20 protein-coding genes and 1 riboswitch are annotated in these 20,684 nt (G+C 70.9%); of the genes, 11 read left to right on the top strand and 9 right to left on the bottom strand.

Annotation, left to right across the window (positions count from 1 at the left end; all coding sequences use genetic code 11):
• The first annotated feature begins 19 nt into the window (after positions 1 to 19).
• From ACERMF_RS13895 to ACERMF_RS13910, 4 genes are read left to right on the top strand one after another with little or no spacing between them, the layout of a single operon-like run.
• Positions 20 to 1,318, top strand: coding sequence for an acetyl-CoA C-acetyltransferase (locus tag ACERMF_RS13895; RefSeq protein ID WP_373669710.1), 1,299 nt, complete (start codon positions 20 to 22; stop codon positions 1,316 to 1,318).
• Positions 1,319 to 1,371: 53 nt separating this feature from the next.
• Positions 1,372 to 2,742: a 3-oxoacyl-ACP reductase gene (locus ACERMF_RS13900; RefSeq protein WP_373669711.1), complete on the top strand. Its 1,371-nt coding sequence runs from the start codon at positions 1,372 to 1,374 to the stop codon at positions 2,740 to 2,742.
• 1 nt (position 2,743) lies between these two features.
• Positions 2,744 to 3,694 (top strand): MaoC family dehydratase, encoded by a 951-nt coding sequence (locus tag ACERMF_RS13905; protein ID WP_373669712.1) that lies wholly within the window; start codon positions 2,744 to 2,746, stop codon positions 3,692 to 3,694.
• A complete protein-coding gene (locus tag ACERMF_RS13910) occupies positions 3,691 to 5,679 on the top strand; it encodes an acyl-CoA dehydrogenase (protein ID WP_373669713.1) in 1,989 nt (662 codons plus the stop codon). Before ACERMF_RS13905 ends, ACERMF_RS13910 begins: the two co-directional genes overlap by 4 nt.
• Positions 5,680 to 5,690: 11 nt before the next feature.
• Here the strand turns inward: ACERMF_RS13910 and ACERMF_RS13915 are convergent, their stop codons facing one another.
• From ACERMF_RS13915 to ACERMF_RS13935, 5 genes are all read right to left on the bottom strand, one after another.
• Complete coding sequence (locus tag ACERMF_RS13915) at positions 5,691 to 6,458, bottom strand: ANTAR domain-containing protein (RefSeq protein WP_373669714.1); 768 nt, start codon at positions 6,456 to 6,458, stop codon at positions 5,691 to 5,693.
• A 61-nt stretch (positions 6,459 to 6,519) separates the two neighbouring features.
• Positions 6,520 to 7,590 carry an ABC transporter ATP-binding protein gene (locus ACERMF_RS13920; RefSeq protein WP_373669715.1) on the bottom strand — a complete coding sequence of 357 codons (1,071 nt, stop codon included), beginning with the start codon at positions 7,588 to 7,590 and terminating at the stop codon, positions 6,520 to 6,522.
• Positions 7,590 to 9,221 carry an ABC transporter permease gene (locus ACERMF_RS13925; protein ID WP_373669912.1) on the bottom strand — a complete coding sequence of 544 codons (1,632 nt, stop codon included), beginning with the start codon at positions 9,219 to 9,221 and terminating at the stop codon, positions 7,590 to 7,592. Before ACERMF_RS13925 ends, ACERMF_RS13920 begins: the two co-directional genes overlap by 1 nt.
• Positions 9,222 to 9,253: 32 nt before the next feature.
• Entirely contained in the window at positions 9,254 to 10,396 is a 1,143-nt protein-coding gene (locus tag ACERMF_RS13930; protein ID WP_373669716.1) for a thiamine ABC transporter substrate binding subunit, read from the bottom strand.
• 9 nt (positions 10,397 to 10,405) lie between these two features.
• Positions 10,406 to 11,092 carry a thiamine diphosphokinase gene (locus ACERMF_RS13935; protein ID WP_373669717.1) on the bottom strand — a complete coding sequence of 229 codons (687 nt, stop codon included), beginning with the start codon at positions 11,090 to 11,092 and terminating at the stop codon, positions 10,406 to 10,408.
• Positions 11,085 to 11,231: riboswitch (TPP riboswitch) on the bottom strand. It overlaps the preceding gene by 8 nt.
• A gap of 85 nt (positions 11,232 to 11,316) precedes the next feature.
• On the opposite strand from ACERMF_RS13935, the gene ACERMF_RS13940 reads away from it, so the two are divergent.
• Complete coding sequence (locus ACERMF_RS13940) at positions 11,317 to 11,955, top strand: SDR family oxidoreductase (protein ID WP_373669718.1); 639 nt, start codon at positions 11,317 to 11,319, stop codon at positions 11,953 to 11,955.
• On the opposite strand, the gene ACERMF_RS13945 is transcribed toward ACERMF_RS13940, so the two are convergent.
• Positions 11,933 to 12,382 carry a DUF1992 domain-containing protein gene (locus ACERMF_RS13945; RefSeq protein ID WP_373669719.1) on the bottom strand — a complete coding sequence of 150 codons (450 nt, stop codon included), beginning with the start codon at positions 12,380 to 12,382 and terminating at the stop codon, positions 11,933 to 11,935. The genes ACERMF_RS13940 and ACERMF_RS13945 overlap by 23 nt on opposite strands.
• Positions 12,383 to 12,477: 95 nt before the next feature.
• Here ACERMF_RS13945 and ACERMF_RS13950 point away from each other — a divergent pair, with 95 nt between their 5' ends.
• Entirely contained in the window at positions 12,478 to 12,666 is a 189-nt protein-coding gene (locus ACERMF_RS13950; protein WP_373669720.1) for a PspC domain-containing protein, read from the top strand.
• A gap of 3 nt (positions 12,667 to 12,669) precedes the next feature.
• Here the strand turns inward: ACERMF_RS13950 and ACERMF_RS13955 are convergent, their stop codons facing one another.
• Positions 12,670 to 13,245, bottom strand: coding sequence for a biotin transporter BioY (locus tag ACERMF_RS13955; RefSeq protein WP_373669721.1), 576 nt, complete (start codon positions 13,243 to 13,245; stop codon positions 12,670 to 12,672).
• 76 nt (positions 13,246 to 13,321) lie between these two features.
• The gene (locus ACERMF_RS13960; RefSeq protein ID WP_373669722.1) at positions 13,322 to 14,902 is read right to left on the bottom strand and encodes an FAD-dependent monooxygenase; all 1,581 of its coding nucleotides are present in this window, start codon (positions 14,900 to 14,902) and stop codon (positions 13,322 to 13,324) included.
• A 167-nt stretch (positions 14,903 to 15,069) separates the two neighbouring features.
• Between ACERMF_RS13960 and ACERMF_RS13965 the strand changes: the two genes are divergently transcribed.
• Both ACERMF_RS13965 and ACERMF_RS13970 read left to right on the top strand, forming a co-directional pair.
• Complete coding sequence (locus ACERMF_RS13965; protein ID WP_373669723.1) at positions 15,070 to 15,795, top strand: FadR/GntR family transcriptional regulator; 726 nt, start codon at positions 15,070 to 15,072, stop codon at positions 15,793 to 15,795.
• Between the two features lie 88 nt (positions 15,796 to 15,883).
• Complete coding sequence (locus ACERMF_RS13970; protein WP_373669724.1) at positions 15,884 to 17,089, top strand: MFS transporter; 1,206 nt, start codon at positions 15,884 to 15,886, stop codon at positions 17,087 to 17,089.
• Here ACERMF_RS13970 and ACERMF_RS13975 read toward each other — a convergent pair.
• Complete coding sequence (locus ACERMF_RS13975; RefSeq protein ID WP_373669725.1) at positions 17,064 to 17,816, bottom strand: class II aldolase/adducin family protein; 753 nt, start codon at positions 17,814 to 17,816, stop codon at positions 17,064 to 17,066. The genes ACERMF_RS13970 and ACERMF_RS13975 overlap by 26 nt on opposite strands.
• A gap of 129 nt (positions 17,817 to 17,945) precedes the next feature.
• Between ACERMF_RS13975 and ACERMF_RS13980 the strand changes: the two genes are divergently transcribed.
• Genes ACERMF_RS13980 through ACERMF_RS13990 form a run of 3 tightly spaced genes read left to right on the top strand, consistent with a single transcriptional unit; the run spans position 17,946 to position 20,667 of the window.
• On the top strand, positions 17,946 to 19,232 hold the full coding sequence (locus ACERMF_RS13980) for a Rieske 2Fe-2S domain-containing protein (RefSeq protein ID WP_373669726.1): 1,287 nt from the start codon (positions 17,946 to 17,948) through the stop codon (positions 19,230 to 19,232).
• Positions 19,233 to 19,234: 2 nt separating this feature from the next.
• Complete coding sequence (locus tag ACERMF_RS13985; RefSeq protein WP_373669727.1) at positions 19,235 to 19,792, top strand: 3-methyl-2-oxobutanoate hydroxymethyltransferase; 558 nt, start codon at positions 19,235 to 19,237, stop codon at positions 19,790 to 19,792.
• A gap of 41 nt (positions 19,793 to 19,833) precedes the next feature.
• Positions 19,834 to 20,667, top strand: a complete 834-nt coding sequence (locus ACERMF_RS13990; RefSeq protein WP_373669728.1) for a 3-methyl-2-oxobutanoate hydroxymethyltransferase — start codon at positions 19,834 to 19,836, stop codon at positions 20,665 to 20,667.
• Positions 20,668 to 20,684 lie beyond the last annotated feature (17 nt).

Below are 20,684 nucleotides of genomic sequence, written 5' to 3' on the forward strand. Positions count from 1 at the left end.
ACTGCTCGAAGGAGTCCCCATGCAGGCCCGCCCCGCCGCCGTCCTGGGCGGCAACCGCACGCCGTTCGCGCGGCAGAACGGCCCCTACGCGCAGGCGAGCAACAGCGACCTGCTGTCGGCCGCCATCGAGGGGCTGGTCGCCCGCTTCGCATTGCAGGGGCAGCGTGCCGGGGAGGTGGTCGCGGGGGCCGTGCTCAAGCACAGCCGCGACTTCAACCTGACCCGCGAGGTCGTGCTCGGGTCGTCACTGGACCGCGCGACGCCGGCGTACGACGTCCAGATGGCGTGCGGCACCGGCCTGCAGGCCGTCGTCAACGTCGCCAACCGGATCGCGCTGCACCAGATCGACTGGGGTATCGCCGGGGGCACCGACACGACCAGCGACGCCCCGCTGGCGGTCGGGGACGACCTGCGGCGACTGCTCATCCGCCTCAACGCCGCCCGGACGGTGCAGGAGCGGCTGAGGATCGTGGCCGGCTTCCGCCCGGGCCACCTGCTGCCGGAGATGCCCCAGAACGTCGAACCCCGGACCGGGTTGTCGATGGGCGAGCACGCCGCGATCACCGCAGCGGAGTGGGGCATCACGCGCGAGGCGCAGGACGCCCTCGCGCTCGCCAGCCATCACCACCTCGCCGCCGCCTACGACCGCGGTTTCCTCGACGACCTCGTGACCCCGTTCCTCGGCCTGCAGCGGGACCAGAATCTGCGCCCCGACAGCTCCCTCGACGACCTCGCCAGGCTGAAGCCGGTGTTCGGCCGCGACCTCGGAGACGCCGCCACCATGACCGCCGGCAACTCGACGCCCCTGTCCGACGGCGCCTCGGCCGTGCTGCTCGGCAGCGACGACTGGGCCGCGGCCCAGGGGCTGCCGGTGCTGGCCCACCTCACCCACGCCGAGACCGCAGCCGTCGACCATGTCCACGGCGGACCCGACGGCAGCCCGGCCGAGGGCCTGCTGACGGCGCCGGTCCACGCGGTTCCACGCATGCTGGACAAGGCGGGGCTGCGGCTGCAGGACTTCGACGTCTACGAGATCCACGAAGCCTTCGCCTCCACGGTGCTCGCGACGCTCGCCGCGTGGGAGGACGAGCAGTTCTGCAAGGAGCGGCTCGGACGCGACGAGGCGCTCGGCGCGATCGACCGCGACCAGCTCAACGTGACCGGCTCGTCGTTGGCCGCGGGCCATCCCTTCGCCGCGACGGGCGGCCGGATCGTCGCCACCGCCGCGAAGCTGCTGCACGAGCGTGGCGGTGGTCGGGCGCTGATCTCGATCTGCGCCGCCGGTGGCAACGGCGTCGTCGCCATCCTCGAGAAGTAGCCCGAGCCGTCCCGCCCCTGTCCGGCCTTGCAACGCCATGAAGGAGCCGTCCCGTGCCCGACCGCTACCAGCAACTCGTGACCTCCCCACTCGGCCGTCAGGTGGCCGACGCGTTCAGCCTGCCGGTCCCCGAACCCTTGCGCCGCTACGAGCCGGGACAATCGCTGATCGAGGGTCTGGCGCTCGTCGGCGAGGCCAAGGGTGGGCGGCTGCTGCCTGCCGCTCTCGGGGTGTTGGAGGCCGCGGAGGCCGACGTGCGGCGCACGGTCGACGACAGCGCCAACCCCTACGGCGCACTGGTCTTCGACGCCAGCGGCATCGACGACAGCGGACGCCTGCGCGAGCTGTACCAGTTCTTCCACGCGGTGGTCCGCCGGACCGGCCCGAGCGCCCGCCTGATCGTGCTCGCTGCCGCCACCGACGAGGGCGACGCCCGGACGCGGACCGCCCAGCGGGCCATCGAGGGCTTCACCCGTTCGCTCGGCAAGGAGCTCCGGCAGGGTTCGACCTGCAACCTGGTGCGCATCGCGCGGGGCGCCGAGGACCGGGCGGCGTCCACGCTCGCCTTCCTGCTGTCGGCGAAGTCGGCGTTCGTCGCCGGCCAGGTGGTGACGCTGCGGCCCACCGACGAGTCACCGGTCGAGCTCGTCGACCCCGCCCGGCCGCACGCCGGTCGGGTCGCGCTGGTGACCGGTGCGGCCCAGGGAATCGGGGCCTCGATGGCGGCCGTACTCGCTCGGGACGGGGCGCATGTCATCTGCGTCGACATCCCCGCCCAGGGCGAGGCGCTGGCACGCGTCGCCAACCACGTCGGCGGCAGCACCCTGCACCTCGACGTCACCGCCGCGTCCGCGCCGGCCACGCTGGTCGACCACCTCCGTGGGCGTCAGTTCGCCGAGGCCGGGGCCGGGGGCGGGCCGGGCATCGACGTCGTCGTGCACAACGCCGGCATCACCCGCGACAAGACGCTGGCCGGCATGGACGACGAGCGCTGGGACCAGGTGCTCGACGTCAACCTCTCGAGCCAGGAACGCCTGGACGAGGCCCTGCTGGAGGCGGACCTGCTGCGGCCCCACGGTCGCGTCATCGGCGTGTCGTCGATCGGTGGGATCGCCGGCAACCGGGGCCAGACCAACTACGGCACCAGCAAGGCCGGCGTCATCGGTCGCGTCGAAGCGCTCGCGGACGAGCTGGCCGGTCGCGCCGCGACGATCAACGCCGTCGCGCCGGGGTTCATCGAGACCGCGATGACGGCGCGGATGCCGGTCGGCGTACGCGAGGCGGGCCGCCGCATGAGCAGCCTCGGGCAGGGCGGGCGTCCCGTCGACGTCGCCGAGGCCGTGTCCTGGCTCGCCGACGTCCGCTCGGGAGCCGTCAACGGGCAGGTCGTGCGTGTCTGCGGCCAGAGCCTGCTGGGAGCCTGACGTGCGCCGCACCGCCGCCGACCAGGACACCGACGCCCCCATCGAACTTCCCGCCGTGCCGTCGCTCGGTCGCCTCTACGCCCGATCGCTCCGCGCCCTCGTGCCGCCGCCGTTGCCAGGCCGACCGTCCGATGTGCTGCCCGGCCGCTCGGTCGAGGTGGGCGACGTCGAGGTCGGCCCGGACGAGGTGGCCGCCTATGCGCGCGTCTGTGGGTTCGGCCTCGCCGACGAGGTGCCGCTGACCTATCCACACGTGCTGGCGTTTCCGCTGGCCATCCACCTCATGGTCGCCGACGACTTCCCCTTCGCCCTTCCCGGGCTGGTCCACGTCGCCCAGCGGATCCAGCAGACGTCGGCCGTCCGGGTCGGCGACCACCTCGACGTGCAGGTGCGGGCAACGGCACTGCGGCCGCACCGCAGAGGACGCCAGTTCGACGTCGTCGCCGAGTTCGCGCGGGACGGGCGCGCGGTGTGGACGGGCACCAGCACGTACCTGCGGCGCGGCGGGAACGGCGCGCCGTCGGACGCGCTCCCGCCGGACGGTGCCCCCACCGCCGACGCAGGCGAGGGCGGTGCCGATCGTGCGGCTGCGACCAACGGACCGGCCACCGCGACCTGGCGCCTGCCCGGGGACCTCGGCCGGCGCTACGGCGCCGTCTCCGGTGACCGAAACCCGATCCACCTGTGGCCCGTGACCGCCCGCCTCGGCGGCTTCTCGCGTCCCATCGCCCACGGCATGTGGACCGCGGCGCGTTCGGTCGCCGCCGTCGCCGACCGCATCGCCGGCCCGGCCGATCTGCAGGTCGCTTTCAAGCAACCCCTGCCGCTGCCGTCGACGGTCGCGCTGCGCGTCGAACGCGACGGCACCGCGGCGCGCTTCCGCCTGCACGACCGATCCGGCCGCTGCCTGTTCCTGACCGGCACCCTCGACGCCCCGGAGGACCTTCGATGAGCGCCACCGAGCACCTGCCCGAGCTCGACCCGGACGGCGTGACCGCCGAGCGGGTGCAGGCCCACCTCGACGGCCGCTGGGCCGACGTCCGCGCCCGCACGCGCGACGAGCTGCGACACCCGTTGCTGCATCCGCGCCCGGGGTTGACCATGGAGGAGCATCGCGAACGCACCCTCGAGCAGGCGCACCACCTCGCGAAGACCGACGGTCCACGCCTGCTCTTCCCCGAGGAGTACGGCGGTGGTGGCGACCTCGGCGGCGCCCTGACGTCCTTCGAGGTGCTCGCCCACGGCGACCTGTCGCTGCTGGTCAAGGCCGGGGTGCAGTGGGGGCTGTTCGGCGGCGCGATCATGCAACTCGGCAACGACGACCACCGCGCGACCTACCTCCCCGACATCATCACCCTCGACCTGCCCGGCTGCTTCGCCATGACCGAGACCGGGCACGGCTCCGACGTGCAGTCGTTGCGGACCACCGCGACCTTCGACGTCGACGCGCAGGAGTGGGTGATCGACACCCCTGACGAGGACGCGCGCAAGGACTACATCGGCAACGCCGCCCGCGACGGGAGGATGGCCGCGGTGTTCGCCCAGCTCGTCACGAAGGGTGCGTCCCATGGCGTGCACTGCTTCCTGGTGCCGATCCGCGACGAGGATCACCAGCCGCTGCCGGGCGTGACGATCGAGGACTGCGGCCACAAGGGCGGCCTCAACGGCGTCGACAACGGCCGACTGAGCTTCCACGGGGTTCGCGTCCCGCGCGAGAACCTGCTCGACCGCTTCGGTCACGTCGATGAGGACGGCACGTACGCCAGCCCGATCGAGAACGCCACCCGTCGGTTCTTCACGATGCTCGGCACGCTGGTCACCGGCCGCGCGAGCATCTCCGGCTCCGGCCTGTCGGCGGCGAAGACGGCGATGACCATCGCGGTCCGCTACGCCGGTGTCCGACGCCAGTTCAAGGCACCCGACACCGAGCGCGAGGTCGTGTTGTTCGACTTCCGGCAGCATCAGCGCCGCCTGCTGCCGCTGCTGGCCCACACCTATGCGCTGCACGCCGCGCAGCAGCACCTGCTGCACCTGCTGCACGAGTCGTTCGACGTCGACGTCGCCGCCGACGAGCTGCCCGACCGGCGCGAGCTCGAGGCGTTGGCCGCCGGCATCAAGACCGCGACCACGTGGCACGCCAGCAACACCATCCAGGTCTGTCGCGAGGCCTGCGGTGGCAACGGCTATCTGTCCGAGAACCGCCTCACGGAGCTGAAGGCCGACACCGACATCTTCACCACCTTCGAGGGCGACAACACCGTCCTGCTGCAACTGGTGGCCAAGGGGCTGTTGACCGACTACCGCGACGACTTCGGGTCGCTCGACACCCTCGGCACCGTCCGTTTCGTCGCCGACCAGGTGGTCGAGACGCTGGTCGAGCGCACCGCCGCCCGCCAGGTGTGGCAGTCGATCACCGGGATCGTCAGCCGTGACGAGGACACCGACCTGCACGACCGCGCGTGGCAGCTGCAGACGCTCGCGTGGCGCGAACAGCACGTCATGGCCGGCGTCGCCCGGCGCCTCAAGGCCGGCGTCGACGCGGGTCGCGACGCCTTCGACGTCTTCAACGAGGTCCAGGACCACGTGCTGCTGGCCGCCCGGGCCCACGTCGACCGCGTCGTTCTCGAGCGTTTCGCGGCCTCCGTCGACGCGTGCGAGGACGCCGAGGTGGCGGCGCTGCTCGACCGGCTCTGCGACCTGCACGCCCTGGCCACCATCGAGACGGAGCGCGGTTGGTTCCTCGAGCACGGGCGGTTCAACGCCCAGCGGTCGAAGGCCATCACGGCGGCGGTGAACGGACTGTGCACGCAGCTGCGTCCCTTCGCCGAACTGCTGGTCGACGCGTTCGCGATCCCCGACGAGGCCGTCGCGGCACCGATCGCCCTGGGTGCAGAGCACGCCCGTCAGCGGCAGCGCGAGGCCGCCGCGCAGACCTGACCTCGGCGCCCCTACGCGGAGCTGTCCGCGACGCTGCCGACGATCTGGGTCGCGACGTCACGGACGGTGCGATTGGTCGCCTCGGCGGCGCGCTCGAGCAGCGCGCCGGCCGTCTCCGGATCGCAACCCCGCTCGGCCATCAGGACCCCGACGGCCTGGTGCAGCACCGCGATGGCCTCCAACTGCTGCTGCAGCTGCTCGGACAGGCGTTCTGCGGCGAGGTGGGCCCGCGCGTTGGCGAGGGTGGCGGCCAACGACGGCGCGAGACGGTTGCACAGCCGACGGGTGTCGGGACCGATGCCGGCCGACTCGTCGGAGAAGAGGTTGAGTGCGCCGTAGGTGCGGCCATTGGCGTTGAGGGCGATCCCGGCGGCGCTCAGGAACCCCTCTTCGCGGGCCTTGTCGTTGAACGGACCCCAACGCGTGTCGGTGCGGACGTCGTCGACGAACTGGTCCTCACCGGTCTCCAGCGCCAGGACACAGGGGCCGAGGTGCAGGTCGTACTCGACCTGGTCGACCGCGATGGCGTGTTGGTCGGTGGCGACGGCGGTGGTGTAGGTGCCGTCCTCGCCGATGGTGGTGACGCTCACGGCCGCCAGCGAGGGTACGGCGAGTCGGACGCCCTCCACGACCCCGGCCAGGACTTCGTGCAGGCGCTGACCGTCGAGCAGCAGTCGGTTCAGGCGCGTCAGTGCGGCCGCGTAGCCGGTGTGCGGCTCCGAGGCGAGGTCGACGAGGTCGTCGTCGGCGGGTCCGGTCGGCGTCGCGCCGTCGGGCACGGAAGGCTCCTGTCCTGGCTGGTCGCGCGCTGCATGCGGCCAAGGTAGGCGAGCGAGCGGCCTACCCGCTGCTCGCAGCGGGTGCGAACAGGTGCAGGCGGCGCGGGTCGAGGCGCACCTGGATGTGCTCGCCAGCGACGTGGTCGCCGTCCCGAGGCGCCGGCACCTCCCACTCGCGACCGGCGGCCGCGACGACCAACAGGCTGCGGTCGGCCGCGAACCGGCGGCGCACGACGGTCGCGTCGACGTCGACCGTCCCGTGCCCCATGTCCCCGTCGCGTACGTCCCCGAACGTCCCGTCCGCGCCGGCCGACAGTGCGTCCGGGAGCACGAGCAGGCGGCCGGGCCCGTCCGGCGCGCCGGGCAGCGGCAGCCGCCCCAGTGCGGTGTCGGCCTCGCCGGCACGCACCTCGACGTCGATGATCTGCTGCAGGCCGAGGAATCGCGCCACGAACTCGTCCACCGGACGGTTCCACAGGACGCCGGGCCGGTCGACCTGCACGAGCCGGCCGGCGCGCATGACCGCGACGCGGTCGGCGAGGGTCAGCGCCTCGTCCTGGTCGTGGGTGACGTAGAGGACGCCGCACCCGACCCGGGCGAAGACGTCGGGCAGCTGCACCAGCAGCTGGTCGCGCAGGGCACGGTCGAGCGAACCCAGCGGTTCGTCGAGCATCAGCAGCCGCGGATGCACGGCCAGCGCCCTGGCCAGCGCGACGCGCTGCTGCTCGCCACCCGAGAGCTCGGTGACGGCGCGTCGCTCCGCGCCGGCCAGATCGACGAGGTCGAGTGCTTCGCGTACCCGCGCGCGCACCTGCTCCTGCGGCAGGCGCTGCATGCGCGGACCGAACCCGACGTTGTCGCCGACATCGCGGTGGGGGAACAGGGCATGGTCCTGGAACATCAGGCCGACGGGCCGCTGGTCGGGCCGCAGTCCGTCGAGGGGACGGCCGTCGAGGACGACCTGGCCCCCCGTCAACGGCTCGAGACCGGCGACCGCACGCAGCAGCGTCGACTTGCCGCACCCGCTGGGTCCGAGGACGGCGACGATCTCCCCTTCGCCGACCTCGAGGTCGACCCCGTCGACCGCACGGCGGTCGCCGTAGCGCACCTGCACGTCGCGCAACGTCAGCATCAGAACCGTCCCACCTGACCGACGCGCAGGCGGTCGATGAGGGCGATCGCGGCGGCCGTGACGAGCATGAGGATGGTCGCCATCGCCATCGCCTGCCCGAAGTTGGTGACGCCGGGCCGCCCCAGCAGTCGGAAGATGGCCACCGGCATGGTCGGGGTCTGCCCGCGCGCGAGGAACACCGTCGCGCCGAACTCGCCGACGGCGATCGCGAACGAGAACCCCGCGGCGGCCATGGCGGCCCGCCCGACGATGGGGAAGTCGACCTCACGCCAGACCCGGCGGGGCGGTGCGCCGAGGGTCGCGGCCGCCTCGCGCAGCCGCTGATCGATCGAACGCAGGACCGGCAGCAGCGTCCGCACGACGAACGGCACCGCGATCAGCGCCTGCGCGGCCGGGATCAGCAGCCGCGAGCCCCGCAGGTCCAGCGGCGGGCGGGCCAGTGCCAGCAGGAACCCGAATCCCACCGTGGCGGCCGAGGTGCCCAGCGGCAGCATCAGCGCGCGGTCGAGGGCGCGACCCGGCCAGCCGGGCCGCGAGGCGGCGACGGCGGCACAGCCTCCGACGACGAGCGCGACGACCGTGGCGCCGAGCCCGTACACCACCGAGTTGCGGATGGCGTCCACGGGCGCGATGGCCAGCACGGTGTTGCGCTGAGGACCGAACAACGCCGCGTAGTGGTCGAAGCCGTAGCCGGCGCCCGTCGCCAGCGAGCGCTCGACCAGCACCGCGAGCGGGAGCAGCAGCAGGACGGCGACCACGAGCAGGTTGGCGCCGAGGAAGGCGCGTTCCCCGCGGGTACGGACGCGCCGCGCGGTCGATGCGGCACTGCGCAGGGGCTGGCTGGTGGCCCGTCGCTGCAGCCGGCCGTAGACGAGCAACGCCGCGGTGACGGCGGCGAGCTGGAGCAGGGCGAGGACGGACGCCAGCGGCAGGTCGAGCAACTGGACGGTGGCACGGTAGATCTCGACCTCGAGCGTCGCCCGCGCCGGCCCTCCGAGGATCAGCACGACGCCGAACGAGGTGAACGTGAACAGGAACACGATCGCCGCGGCCGAGGACACGGCGGGGCGCACCAGGGGCCAGGACACCTCGCGGAACACCTGCCACCGCGATGCGCCCAGCGTGCGGGCGGCCTCCTCGAGGCGGGGATCGAGGTGGCTCCAGAGACCGCCGACGGTGCGCACGATCACGGCGTAGTTGAAGAACACGTGCGCGATCAGGATCGCCGTGACCGTGCGGCGCAGGTCGAGGGCTGGCGCGGCGTCGCCCAGCACGGCGACGAGCGCGGTGTTGAGCGGACTGCGCGGACCGAGCAGCGCGAGGAAGGCGGAGCCGACGACCACCGTCGGAAGCACGAACGGCACCGTGATCGCGGCGCGCAGCAGGTTGCGGCCGGGGAAGTCCATCCGGGCCAGGACGTAGGCACCCGGCAGTCCCACCAGCAGGGTGAGCGCGGTCGACGCCGCCGCCTGCCACAGCGTGAACCAGGCCACCCGAGCCACCACCGGGTCACCGATGATGCCCGGCAGCGCCCCGAGGTCGACGCGACCCTCGGGGCGCAGCCCGGTCAGCAGGATGGTGCCGACCGGGAGCACGAAGAACACCAGCAGGAACGCCGCTGGTACGAGCAGTACCAGCCACCGTCCCGCCCGACCCGCGACGGTCACCGGATGACCGTGCGCGTCCAGCCGTCGATCCACTCCTCGCGGCCCTCACCGATCGCGTCCGGCTCGAGCTGGTAGGCGTCGTCGGGGACGACCGCGTGCGTGGCGAAGACCTCGGGCAGCTGCGCGTCCGTGACCACCGGGAACACGAACATGGTCAGCGGCAGGTTCTCCTGGAACTCGCGGCTGAGCAGGAAGTCGATCAGCAGCCGGGCCTCGTCCTCGTGCTCGGTGCCCTGCAGGATCCCGGCGAACTCCACCTGTCGGAAGCACGACGCCTCGATGACCCCGGTCGGCGGCTCGTCGGGCTGCGGGTCGGCGAAGTAGACCTCGGCGGGCGGGCTGGACGCGTACGAGACCACGAGCGGCCGATCGCCCTCGCCGGTGGCGCTGAACTCCTCGTAGTAGGCCTCCGACCACCCGTCGGTCACCAGCACGTCGTTGGCGCGCAGGTCGGACCAGAAGTCGAGGTAGCCGTCTTCGCCGAACTCCTCGACCGTGGCGAGCAGGAAGGCGAGCCCGGGGGAGGAGGTGGCGGGGTTCATGACCGTGAGCAGCCCGGCGTACGTCTCGGACGTCAGGTCCTGCAGGCTGGCCGGCACCTCGAGGTCCGACTCCTCGAACCAGGCCCGGTCGTAGTTGAGGCACACGTCGCCGAAGTCGACCGGGGTGACGCGGTGCTCCTCGTCGAGCACGAACTGCGGGTCGACGTCGGCCAGTGCGGGTGACTCGTAGGCGACGAACAACTCCTCGTCCAGCGCGCGCGAGAGGAACGTGTTGTCGACCCCGAACAGCACGTCGCCCAGCGGCGCGTCCTTGGTCAGGATGGCCTGGTTCACGGTTGCACCGGCGTCGCCGGCCGGGGCGATGTCGACCCGGACGCCCGTCTGTTCGGTGAACGTGGCCAGGACCTCTTCCTCGACGTCGAAGGAGTCGTGGGTCACGAGCACGAGCGTGACCTGTTCGGGAAGGTCCTCCGGCGGCGTGTCGTCGCCCGGGCCGGTCTCGTCCTCGACCGCGTCCGGTTGCTCGACCGCCGGATCGGCGTCACCGCAGGCGACGGCCACCAGGGTCGCGGCCAGGACCGCGGCCAGTGGGCGCAGCCGTGCGGAAGGGGTCGTCCACCGCTTCGACAGGGACATGGGCACTCCTCAGATGTCGGGTCCGGCGCTTCCGGGCTGCACGGCCAGCAGGACGCCGGCACGCACGGACACGGTCGCCCGGTCGGTCGTGAACTGGTTGCTGATGCCACGGGTCGAACCCGCGGGAAGGGTCTCGTCGGCGAGCGCGAACCGCAGCCCCGTCGTGGTGATACCGGTCGCGGCGCCCTGGACCGGCAGCAGGCTGACGTAGTCGCCCCGACGGCCCAGGAGTTCGCGTTCGCCACGGACGACGGTGATGGTCGCCTCGCCCACCTGCGCCGTGAGCGTCAGGTCGCGGTAGACGTCGGCGCCCAGCACCAGCGCGTTGCCGAGCAGGTGGTCGAGCCGGCCGCCGTGCCCGCCGAGCAGCGTCACCCGCGCCGGGGCGAACTGCCGTGCGGCGTCGAGCGCGATCGCGAGGTCCGTGCGGTCTTTGGCCACCGGATGCCGGTGGATGGGGACGCCCGCCGCGCGGTACTCCGCGAGGTACTCGGGCTGCACGGAGTCGAGGTCGCCGACGACGAGGTGGACGGGAAGGTCGAACTGTGCCGCCAGGTGCAGCCCGGAGTCGGCGGCGATGACGAAGGCGCGGTCGGGAAGCGGCGGGATGCGCTCCATCGGCAGGGGATCACCGCCGACGAGCACGACGACGTCGGCCGGGGCACCGTCCGCGGGTCGCGGGGCATCGGTCAGCATCGTCACACCTCCCTCCGCCGGCATTACCCGGCTCAGGTTCCGCGGGTCGGTGACGCTCAGGCGTCACGTGCCGTCTGGCACGCGTCGCGTGGCGGTCACCCTCTCAGCCCGGCTGTCCCGAGCTCCCCGGGTGTCGTCGCGTCGAGCGGCCAGGTGCCGCCCGAACCCGTAGCCTACCGTCGCGGTTACCGTCGTCGGACGCCCCCGAACGGAAAGCTGCCGCCATGCGTGTCGCCATCGTCGGAGGGCACGGCAAGATCGCCCGCCATCTCGCCAGGATCCTGACGCAGAACGGCGACGAGGCGATCTCGATCGTCCGCAAGCGCGAGCAGTTCGAGGCGGTGCGCGTACACGGTGGCGAGCCGGTCCTGTGCGACGTCGAGGCGGCCGACGCGCCCACCCTCGCCGAGGTCATCGCCGGCGCGGACGCCGTGGTGTTCGCCGCGGGGGCGGGTCCCGGCAGCGGGGCCGAGCGCAAGGAGACGGTCGACTTCGGCGGGGCCGTGACGCTGATCGAGGCCGCGAAGTTCGCCCGTGTCCCGCGTTACGTGATGATCAGCGCGGTCGGTGCCGATTCCTCCCACCCCGGCGACGAGGTGTTCGACGTCTACCTGCGTGCCAAGGGGCGCGCCGACGACGAACTCGTCGCCAGCGGCCTCGACCACACCGTCCTGCGCCCGGTCGGGCTCACCGACGAGCCGGGGACCGGGCACGTGGCCCTCGCGGCCGACCGGGACGCGAAGATCCCGCGCGAGGACGTGGCCGCGGCGGTCGCCGTCGCGCTCGCCGAGCCGGCCACGATCGGACGCACGTACGTGCTCGCGAGCGGGGACACGCCGATCAGTGAGGCGTTGCGGGGCTGACGCTCCCGTCGGCGTTCCCCCGTGCGGCGGGCTCGTGGCCGCGGCGCCAGGCGGCCACGACGTCGTCGACGTCGAGCGCCGCCACCGAGGTCGACGGCCCGAACGTGACGGTCGCGTTCACCCGTCGGATGCGCACGTTGAGTGCTTCGACGAGCGCGCGGACCTCGCGTTCCGTGCGCGCGCGGGTGACCCGCTCCATCGTCTCGTCGCGTTCGTGCCGGATCGCCAGCGCCGGGGGCAGGGTCGCGATGCGCTCCCGCTCGATCTTCTTCTTGAGCCACCAGTTCTCGTCGCGCGGCGTGTGCAGGTCGGGAATCGGCCGACCCGCCCCGGGCAGCGCGTCGAAGTCCCCGCGCTCCTGCGCCTGGCGGATCTGGCGCTCGATCCACGACTCCCAGCTGACGCCGGAGGGCTTGCGTTCGGTCACGTCGTCCCCGTTCGGCCGCGACGAGCACGTGGCAGGGTGGACCAGTGAACCGGATCCGCAGCCGCGGGTCCCGTCAGCGACGAGGAGCAGCACCCATGGCCAGCCGCCGTCTCGATCGACCCCGCGCCGGACAGGGACGCATGCTCGCCGGAGTGTGCTCGGGCATCGCCCAGCACTACGGCTGGAGCCCCGGCATGGTGCGCCTGGTGTTCGTGCTGACCGGCCTGTTCGGTGCGGGCGAGCTGGCCTACCTCGTGCTCTGGATCGTGATGCCGAAGCGCTGACCGTCACCGACGCTCGACGGCGTCGACCAGCTTCCAGCAGGCCGGGACGACCGCGGCGGCGGCCACCAGCTTGAGCGCGTCACCGGCCAGGAACGGCACCACGCCGGCCGCGACGGCGGCGGCGGGGGAGAGACCGAGCACGAGCGCCAGGCCGGTCGCCCCGCAGGCATAGATGACGAGATTGCCGAGCGCCATCGCGGTGACGACCTGCACCGGCGTACGCGATCCCGTCCGCCGGACGATGCCGCCGACGAGCGCGGCCGCCACCACGAAGCCGACCACGTAGCCGATGGTGTGCGGGCCGCCACCGGCGAACCAGGGCAGGCCGACGACGCCGAGGGCGAGGTAGAGCAGCGACCCGGCCGCGGCGCGGGTGCGTCCGAGCGCGATCGCACCGGCGAGCACGGCGAAGGTCTGTCCGGTGAAGGGCACCGTGGTCCCCGGCAACGCGAACGCCACCTGGGCGGAGGCGGCGATGGCGAGCGCGAACCCGACCGACAGCGCGACGTCGCGGACCCGGGCACCCGGCAGGACGTCGGTCAGGACGCGGTGGTCGGTCTGGTAGGCGGCGCTCGACACGTTCGATTCTCCATGCCATCGGGGTTGCAGACGACGGGATCCTAGGGGGCCGGCGCCTCCCGGCGATCACCGGCCATCAACTTCGGCCCGTCACCTTGCGAAGGACGGATTCGGGTTCTTCCGGCGCGGTGTCACCGGTCCAGACGACGAACTGGTCGGGACGAACAAGCACCAGTCGGGCCGCGTACGAGGCGCGCCCGTCCGCGAAGCTGTCACGCACGATGTCGAGCGGCACGCCCGACGCGCGCGCGGCGTCGTGGAAGGCATGGACGTCGGCGTCCTGGGCATCGAACGCCAGCAACGTGAATCCCAGTCCCAGTCGCTCGAAGACGTTCTCGCCGGACGACAGGACCTGCGGCGTGAGATGATGGCCGGGGCGGGCATCGAGAGCATGGTGGCCGTGTGCGCTGATGACGCCGTCTGGTGGTCCCACGACTACCGGCGAGCCTTCGTAGTGCGGCTCGAAGTTGCGCAGCCGCTTCCCGAAGCCCTTGGTGACCTCCTCGAAGTTGCGGGCGAACTCCTCGGGATCGCGGTCGGGGCGGTAGCGCTGCAGGAACTCCCGGTCATCGCGGATCCAGCCTCCGATGATGTCCTCGCCGACGTCCCGGAAGATGGCTTGCCGCTCCAGGCTGTACGAGTCGAGGAGTTGGTCCCCTCCCCAACCCTCGATGACCGCTGCCAGCTTCCAGCTGAGGTTTACCGCGTCCTCGAGGCCGTTGTTGAGACCGAAACCTCCGTAGGGAGGGTGCGTGTGGGCAGCATCGCCGGCGATGAAGACGCGACCGGCGCGATACCGCTGTGCCACCTGAACGCGCAGGTCCCAGAATCCGACGTGCTCGAGTTCGAAATCGAACGGAAAACCTGCGGCGCGGTGCAGCAGACCGGTGACGTCGAAGTCGCTCGTATCCGTGCCACGGGGCACCGGTGCGTGGAAGAAGAACTCTTCACCGACATCGACGCGCCCGAAGAACATCCAGTAGCCCTCGAGCTCGGGGTGCAGGACGCGGTAGGTCGACCGGTCGGGAAACCGCTCGAGCGCCGCGTGCAGCTCGGGGGAGCGGAAGACGGCCAACGCGACCAGTTCTCCCCAGTCGGTTCCACTCCTCTGGATGTCCGCTTGTTCGCGTACCAGCGAATGGCCGCCGTCACAGCCGGCGACGTAGTCGCCGGCCAGATGCCGCCGTTCACTCCCCCGTTCCATCGTCACATGCACCCCGTCGGCGTGTTGCTCGATGTCCGTCGCGGTCCAACCGATGTAGCTGTCGACCTCGGGCAGCTGTGCCATCCGGCGTCGAAGGACCTCCTCGGTGCGGTACTGCGGCAAGCGTTCGTTCGCCTGGAAGTAATAGGACTGGACCAGTTCACGGCCAGGGGGCGCGTGCCAGTATTCGCCCATCAGGTTGTCGTAGACGGTCACCTGGCCGATGGGATAGCCCGGTGGCATTGCTCGTGCTGCGCGGATCTCGTCCGCGATACCCCAGAAGTAGAAGTGCTCGAGCGTTCGTTGCGCGAGCCCCTGCCCCTTCGGGATGCCCGACAACTCGGTGCGGCGCTCGATGACGGCGCAGGTGATGCCGCGCCGGCCGAGGTCGACGGCGAGACCGACGCCGACGGGCCCGCCGCCCACGATGATCACCTGGTAGCTCTTCGTCACGCTCAGCTCCTTCTCAGCGGCATGCCTTCGCCCGGCCTCTCCGCCGCATGACTGTATAAGGTCATACCAATGTGGTTCGAACTCCGGGCCCGGCGGCGTCACGCTGCAGAGCCTGTGGCCCGCTAGGGTCCGGCGCCGAACGGGAGACGACATTGGTGGATTCGGGGATGTTCCGACCGGTTCGCACCAATCGCGTGTCCGCCGAGATCGTCCAGCAGATCGAGGCTGCCATCGAGTCGGGCCATCTGGAGGTTGGGGACCGGCTCCCGACCGAGCGAGATCTGACCGAGCGCTTCGGTGTCAGCCGCGTGACGGTTCGCGACGCCCTGCGCATTCTCGAAGCGACCGGGCTCGTCGAGGTTCGCATGGGCGCCCGAGGCGGGGCGTTCGTGACCGCGCCACAGCCGGACCGGCTCGGGCAGAACCTGGGTCGCATGCTGCAACTGTCGGCGGTCGAGCCGTGGGAGCTCGAGGAGACGCGGTCGCGGATCGAGCTGACCATCCTCGATCTGGCGGTCGAGCGTGCGACGGAGGAAGATTTCGCAGCGCTTCGCGAAATCTGTGACCGCACCGAGGAGGCGATCGCCGCAGGCGCCTACCACCCCCGACTGTCCGCCGAGTTCCATGTCCGGCTCGCCGGCTCGGCGCACAACCTGGCCATGACGTTGCTGTTCGACTCGTTGCACGGCGCCATCCTGCTCAACCTGCTCCGGGCGCGGGCGACGGACCCCAAGCACGGCCCACGGGGACTGTCCGAGCATCGCGCGCTCATCGAGGCGATCGAGCGGCGAGACCGAGCAGGCGCGCGAGCAGTGCTGGCCGAACATCTGGAGCGCACCGCCCACCGGATCCGCTCGCGCCCCCGCCAAGATCTCCGGCAGGCGGTGGGATAGACGATCCTCAGCAATGGAGTTATGGTAGTACCAATGTGCTCGTCGGGCGGAGTTGTGCCGCTCAGCACCGGTCTTGCCGAAGTGGATGATGCGTCGTCAACTGGACGATCAAGCGGAAACGCCGGTCAGCTATCTCGACGTCCTGCGGTCGCGTTGGGCGCTGGTGTCGGCCGCAACGCTGCTGTACTGGACCGGCGCGCACGCACTTCGACCGCTGCTGCCGCTGCGACTCGACGACCTCGGCGCCAACGAAGCGCTGATCGGCGTGGTCCTGGCGTTGTTCCCCCTGAGTGCGCTCGGGCTGGCCATCCCGGGCGGCCGCCTCGTGGATCGCATCGGGGTCCGGCGCGTGCTGTTGGGCGGATTCGGCGGCATGGTCCTGCTCGGCCTCGGATTCGCGCGCGCTTCCACCACGGCCATGGTGGCCTTCCTCACCGCCGGCATCGGCTTGTCCGAGCTGGCGACGTGGATCTCGTTGCAAGCGATGGCGAGTGCGGGTGGCCGAGGCCGCTTCCTCACCAAGCAGCTCGCCGTCTTCTCCCTGGCATGGGGTGGCGGCTTGGCGTTCGGGCCGGTCGTGGGAGCGGCCCTCTACGACCGGCACGGTTTCGGCGCCGTCGGGGTGTTCTACCTCGCCTGTGGCGCGATTTCGATCGTGTTGATCGGCCTCGCCCCGCGGGTCACGGCCAGCTCACGAGGTACGCCCGGCTCCATCCGCAGCGGTGTCCAAACCATGTGGGCCTCGGGTCCGGTGCGGGCCACACTGCTGTCGAGCTTCGTGGCGCTGTTCGTCGGGGGGGTCAAGGGATCGTTCTTTCCGCTCTACCTCGAACGCGCCGGCCTGTCCATTCCACGCATTGGGCTGATCCTGTCCATCATGGGGGTCGCGTCGTTGGTGATTCGCATGCCGCTGCCCTGGCTGCTGCGGCGCCTCGGTGCCCGAGCCGTACTCCTCGTGAGCATGTGGTTGGCGATCGTGCCGATGACCCTGGTTCCGTTCATCCACGGGTTCTGGGCCTGGGCGACGCTCGCGGTCCTCTCCAGCCTGGGGCTCGGTGTCAATCCGCCGGTAACCGTCGAACTGATGGCCAGGCATACGGATCGCGCGGAGCGCGGCCTCGCCATGGGCCTGCGCCTGACGGCGAATCGCATCGGTCAGGTGATCCAGCCGATGCTCTTCGGTGGCATGGTCGCGGTCACGGGCTTCGCCGGCGCGTTCGCCGCCGGCGGTCTGCTCCTCGCGGGCATCACCGCATGGACCCACCAGGTCAGGTTCGGACGTTCCGCCGCCTGAACGGGCGCCGGCCCGGGCGCCTGCCGGCCGAACCGGAGTCGCCGGGCAGGCGGCGGACGAGGTAGTCCCATGCCTGTTCGAGCAATGCGTCGTTGTAGCAATGGTCCCGCTTGCGCAGGGCCTCGTCATCATCGGAGGCGGCGAGCGTGGAAGCCGCGCCGACAGCCAGCAGCTGGGTTCGGCATGCCCGCTCGAGCAGGATGGCGCCGAGCACCGCCGTGGGGACGTCCCGGCCCGTCGCCACGATGCCGTGGTTGACGAGGAACAGGGCGCGCTGGTCCCCGAGGGTGGCGGCGACACGTGCGCCGAGTTCGGCTGTCAGGATCAGGTCGCCCGTTTCCTCGAACCGGGGAACCTCGGGCGGCGTGAACAGCGTGCCTTCATGGGAGATCGGCAGCAACGGTGATCCCGTGGCCGCCAGGGCCACGGCGTGGGGCGCGTGCGTGTGCACGACGCTGCCGACGTCGGGTCGTGCCGCCAGGATTTCCGTATGGATGGGGAACTCGGCATGGCGGCGACCGGATCCGGCGATGACCGACCCATCGCGCGTCAGGAGCACCACGTCGTCGCGGGTCACTTCCTCGAATCCCCAGGTGGCCGCCTTCATCCATGTGCCGCGACCCTCGGGATCTCGCGCCGAGACGTGTCCCCAGATCAGATCGCCGTGGCCTTCCGATCCGAGAACCCGGCAGCCGGTGGCGACCAGGTCGCGCAGATCGTCCTGCATGACGTCCTCCTCCACGGGAGTCGAGCGCGGTTGACCGGAGCGGAAGCAAGTGGAACAATGGTACTACCTTTAGTTCGCTCTGGGCGAGGCGCGTCGTACGGCCACGCGCGAGAACAGACAGGACGTTCGATGCTCAAGCAGGAGATCAACGAGCTGCTGACGCAGACCGGTCCGGGAACGCCCATGGGCGCGCTCTTCCGCCAGTATTGGCTTCCCGCCCTGCTGGCCGAGGAGTTGCCCGAGCCTGGCAGCCCGCCGGTGCGGGTCAAGCTGCTGTCGGAACGCATGATCGCCTTCCGTGACGATGACGGAAACTATGGCTTGATGGACGAGTTCTGCGCCCATCGCGGGGTTTCGATGTGGTTCGGCAAGAACGAGGGCAACGGCCTCCGCTGCGCCTACCACGGCTGGAAGTACGACGTCACCGGGCAGTGCATCGATGTGCCGTCGGAGCCGGCCGAGAGCGGCTTCTGTGAGAAGGTGAAGCTGACCAGCTACCCCCTCGTCAAGGTGGGTGACATCCTCTGGGCCTACATGGGTGACCCCGAGTCGCAACCGCCGCTGCCGGAGTGGGAGTTCGCGGTCGTCCCGCCGGAGCAGACCTTCACTTCGAAGCGCTGGCAGGAGAGCAACTGGCTCCAGGCCCTCGAAGGCGGTATCGACTCCAGCCATGTCTCCTGGCTCCACAGCGGCGGCTTGAAGAACGACCCCCTGTTCAAGGGCGCCAAGGGCAACGAGTACAACCTCAACGACATGCGGCCCTTCTTCGAGGTCGTCGACGCCGACGGCGGCCTGTTCATCGGAGCGCGCCGTAACGCCGAAGAGGGTCACTACTACTGGCGTATCACGCCCTGGGTCATGCCCGCGTTCACCATGGTCCCGCCGCGTGGCGACCACCCCGTGCACGGCCACTTCTGGGTGCCCATCGACGACGAGAACTGCTGGGTCTTCACGTTCGACTATCACCCGGTACGCGCGCTCACGCCCGATGAGGTCCAGGCGATGAAGGACGGACACGGCGTGCACAACGAATACGAGCCCGGAAGCTTCCGTCCGCTGCAGAACAAGGACAACGACTACCTGATGGATCGTGAGGCGCAGAAGCGCGGCGACACGTTCTCCGGGGTCAAGGGCATCGCGATGCAGGATGCCTCGTTGCAGGAGAGCATGGGGCCGATCGTCGATCGCACCAAGGAACGCCTGGTGTCCACGGATACGGGCATCATCAAGGCCCGCCAGAAGTTGCGCCGCGCCGCCGAGGCGCTACGTGATCACGGCACGACGCCGCCCGGGGTGGATCCCGCACATCACCAGATTCGATCCGTGGCGATCGTCCTTCCCGAGGACCAGCCATTCATCGAGGGCAGCCGCGAAGACCTCAGGGTCCGACCGGGTGTTCGCCAGACGTCGGTGTGAACATGCGCAACCCGACACTGCTCAACAGTTGCGCCCGGGCGGCGACGGCCGCCGAGGCCCGGTTCCGTATCAACGGACCGGAGCCGGCGCCCCGCGCGACGCGTGTCATCGCGCTCGATCCGGGCGCCGCGGCTCTCGTCGCCGCGACAGCCGAGGATCGTCCCTGGCACGGCGCCCACTTCCTGACGTACGAGTCCTCACTGCCGATGGGTGAGGGCCAGGAACTCACCGTCGACGCGGTGGTGCGGGGGCGGACGACGGTGGACGCGGTTCTGCGAACCGCTGACGGCCGCGAGTCGCGGCTCAGCGACGAACTCGACGGTGCGGACGTGGCCGTCATGATCGCGACAGCGGACGACCATGCCGAGGCCGCCTTGATGATCGGTGCCGCCTGCGCGCGACGCGGCATCATGACGGCCGGGCTCGTCGTCCCGAACGGCAACGGTGAAGCCGGCCGGATCGACCGCACGGTCTCGATGCTGCGGCCGTACGCCATGGTGCTGCTCGTCTCCAACGACAAGGACGACCTGCCGGAGGTGCTGGCCGCCTTGCGCGCCTGAGTCATGCCCGCCCACGGCCGTCTTCCGAAGAAGTGAGTGACATGAGTTCCGAGGACCGGATCACCCTGCCTGCCGTGCAGCAGATGAAGCGCGATGGCCGCAAGGCGGTGTGTGCGGTGGCCTGGGACTACCAGATCGCCCGGATCGTCGATCGCGCGGGGGTCGACATCGTGTCGGTCGGCGACACGGTGGGCGTGAATCTCTGGGGACAGGCCAATCCCCTCGAGATCACCATGGAGCAACTGCTCGTGGTGGCCCAGGCGGTCCGTCGCGGCGTCTCGCGGGCACTGGTGAGCTGTGACTTTCCTTTCGGTCCCCTCCAGGAGGGCCCGGACGCGGCCGTGCGGGCCGCCATCCGGCTCGTGAAGGAGGCCGGCGTGGACATCGTGAAACTCGATGGTGCGGCCGAGTTTCCCGAAGCGGTCGAAGCCATCGATCGCGCGGGGATACCCGTGTTCGCCCAGTTCGGCATTACGCCGCAGACCGCCCTGCGCCATGGCATCGACTACCAGGCGGCCGCCGACGTCCAGGTCCCGCCCGAGATGACCGAGGAGATGGTCGCCCAGGCCCGGATGCTCGAGGAGGCGGGTGCGTCGCTGCTCAATTTCACCAACTCCGGACCGGTCGTCGGCCCTGAGGTGGTGGCTGCGGTCTCCATCCCCGTCCTCGGCGGCTTCGGCGGGGGGCCCTGGCTCGACGGACGTATCCGGATGGCTCATGCCGCCATCGGGTACGCCGCGAAGAATCTTGATTCGCCGGCGGACACCTATGCCAACGTGGCACAGATCACGTACGAGGCGATCCAGGCCTACGCCGCGGATGTCCGCGCGGGACGCCAGATCAAGGGCGGCATTCCCGTAACGCCGCCGCAGTAATCGCTCCGCAGCGAAGG

The sequence above is a fragment of the Egicoccus sp. AB-alg6-2 genome, assembly GCF_041821025.1.
Lineage (GTDB): Bacteria > Actinomycetota > Nitriliruptoria > Nitriliruptorales > Nitriliruptoraceae > Egicoccus.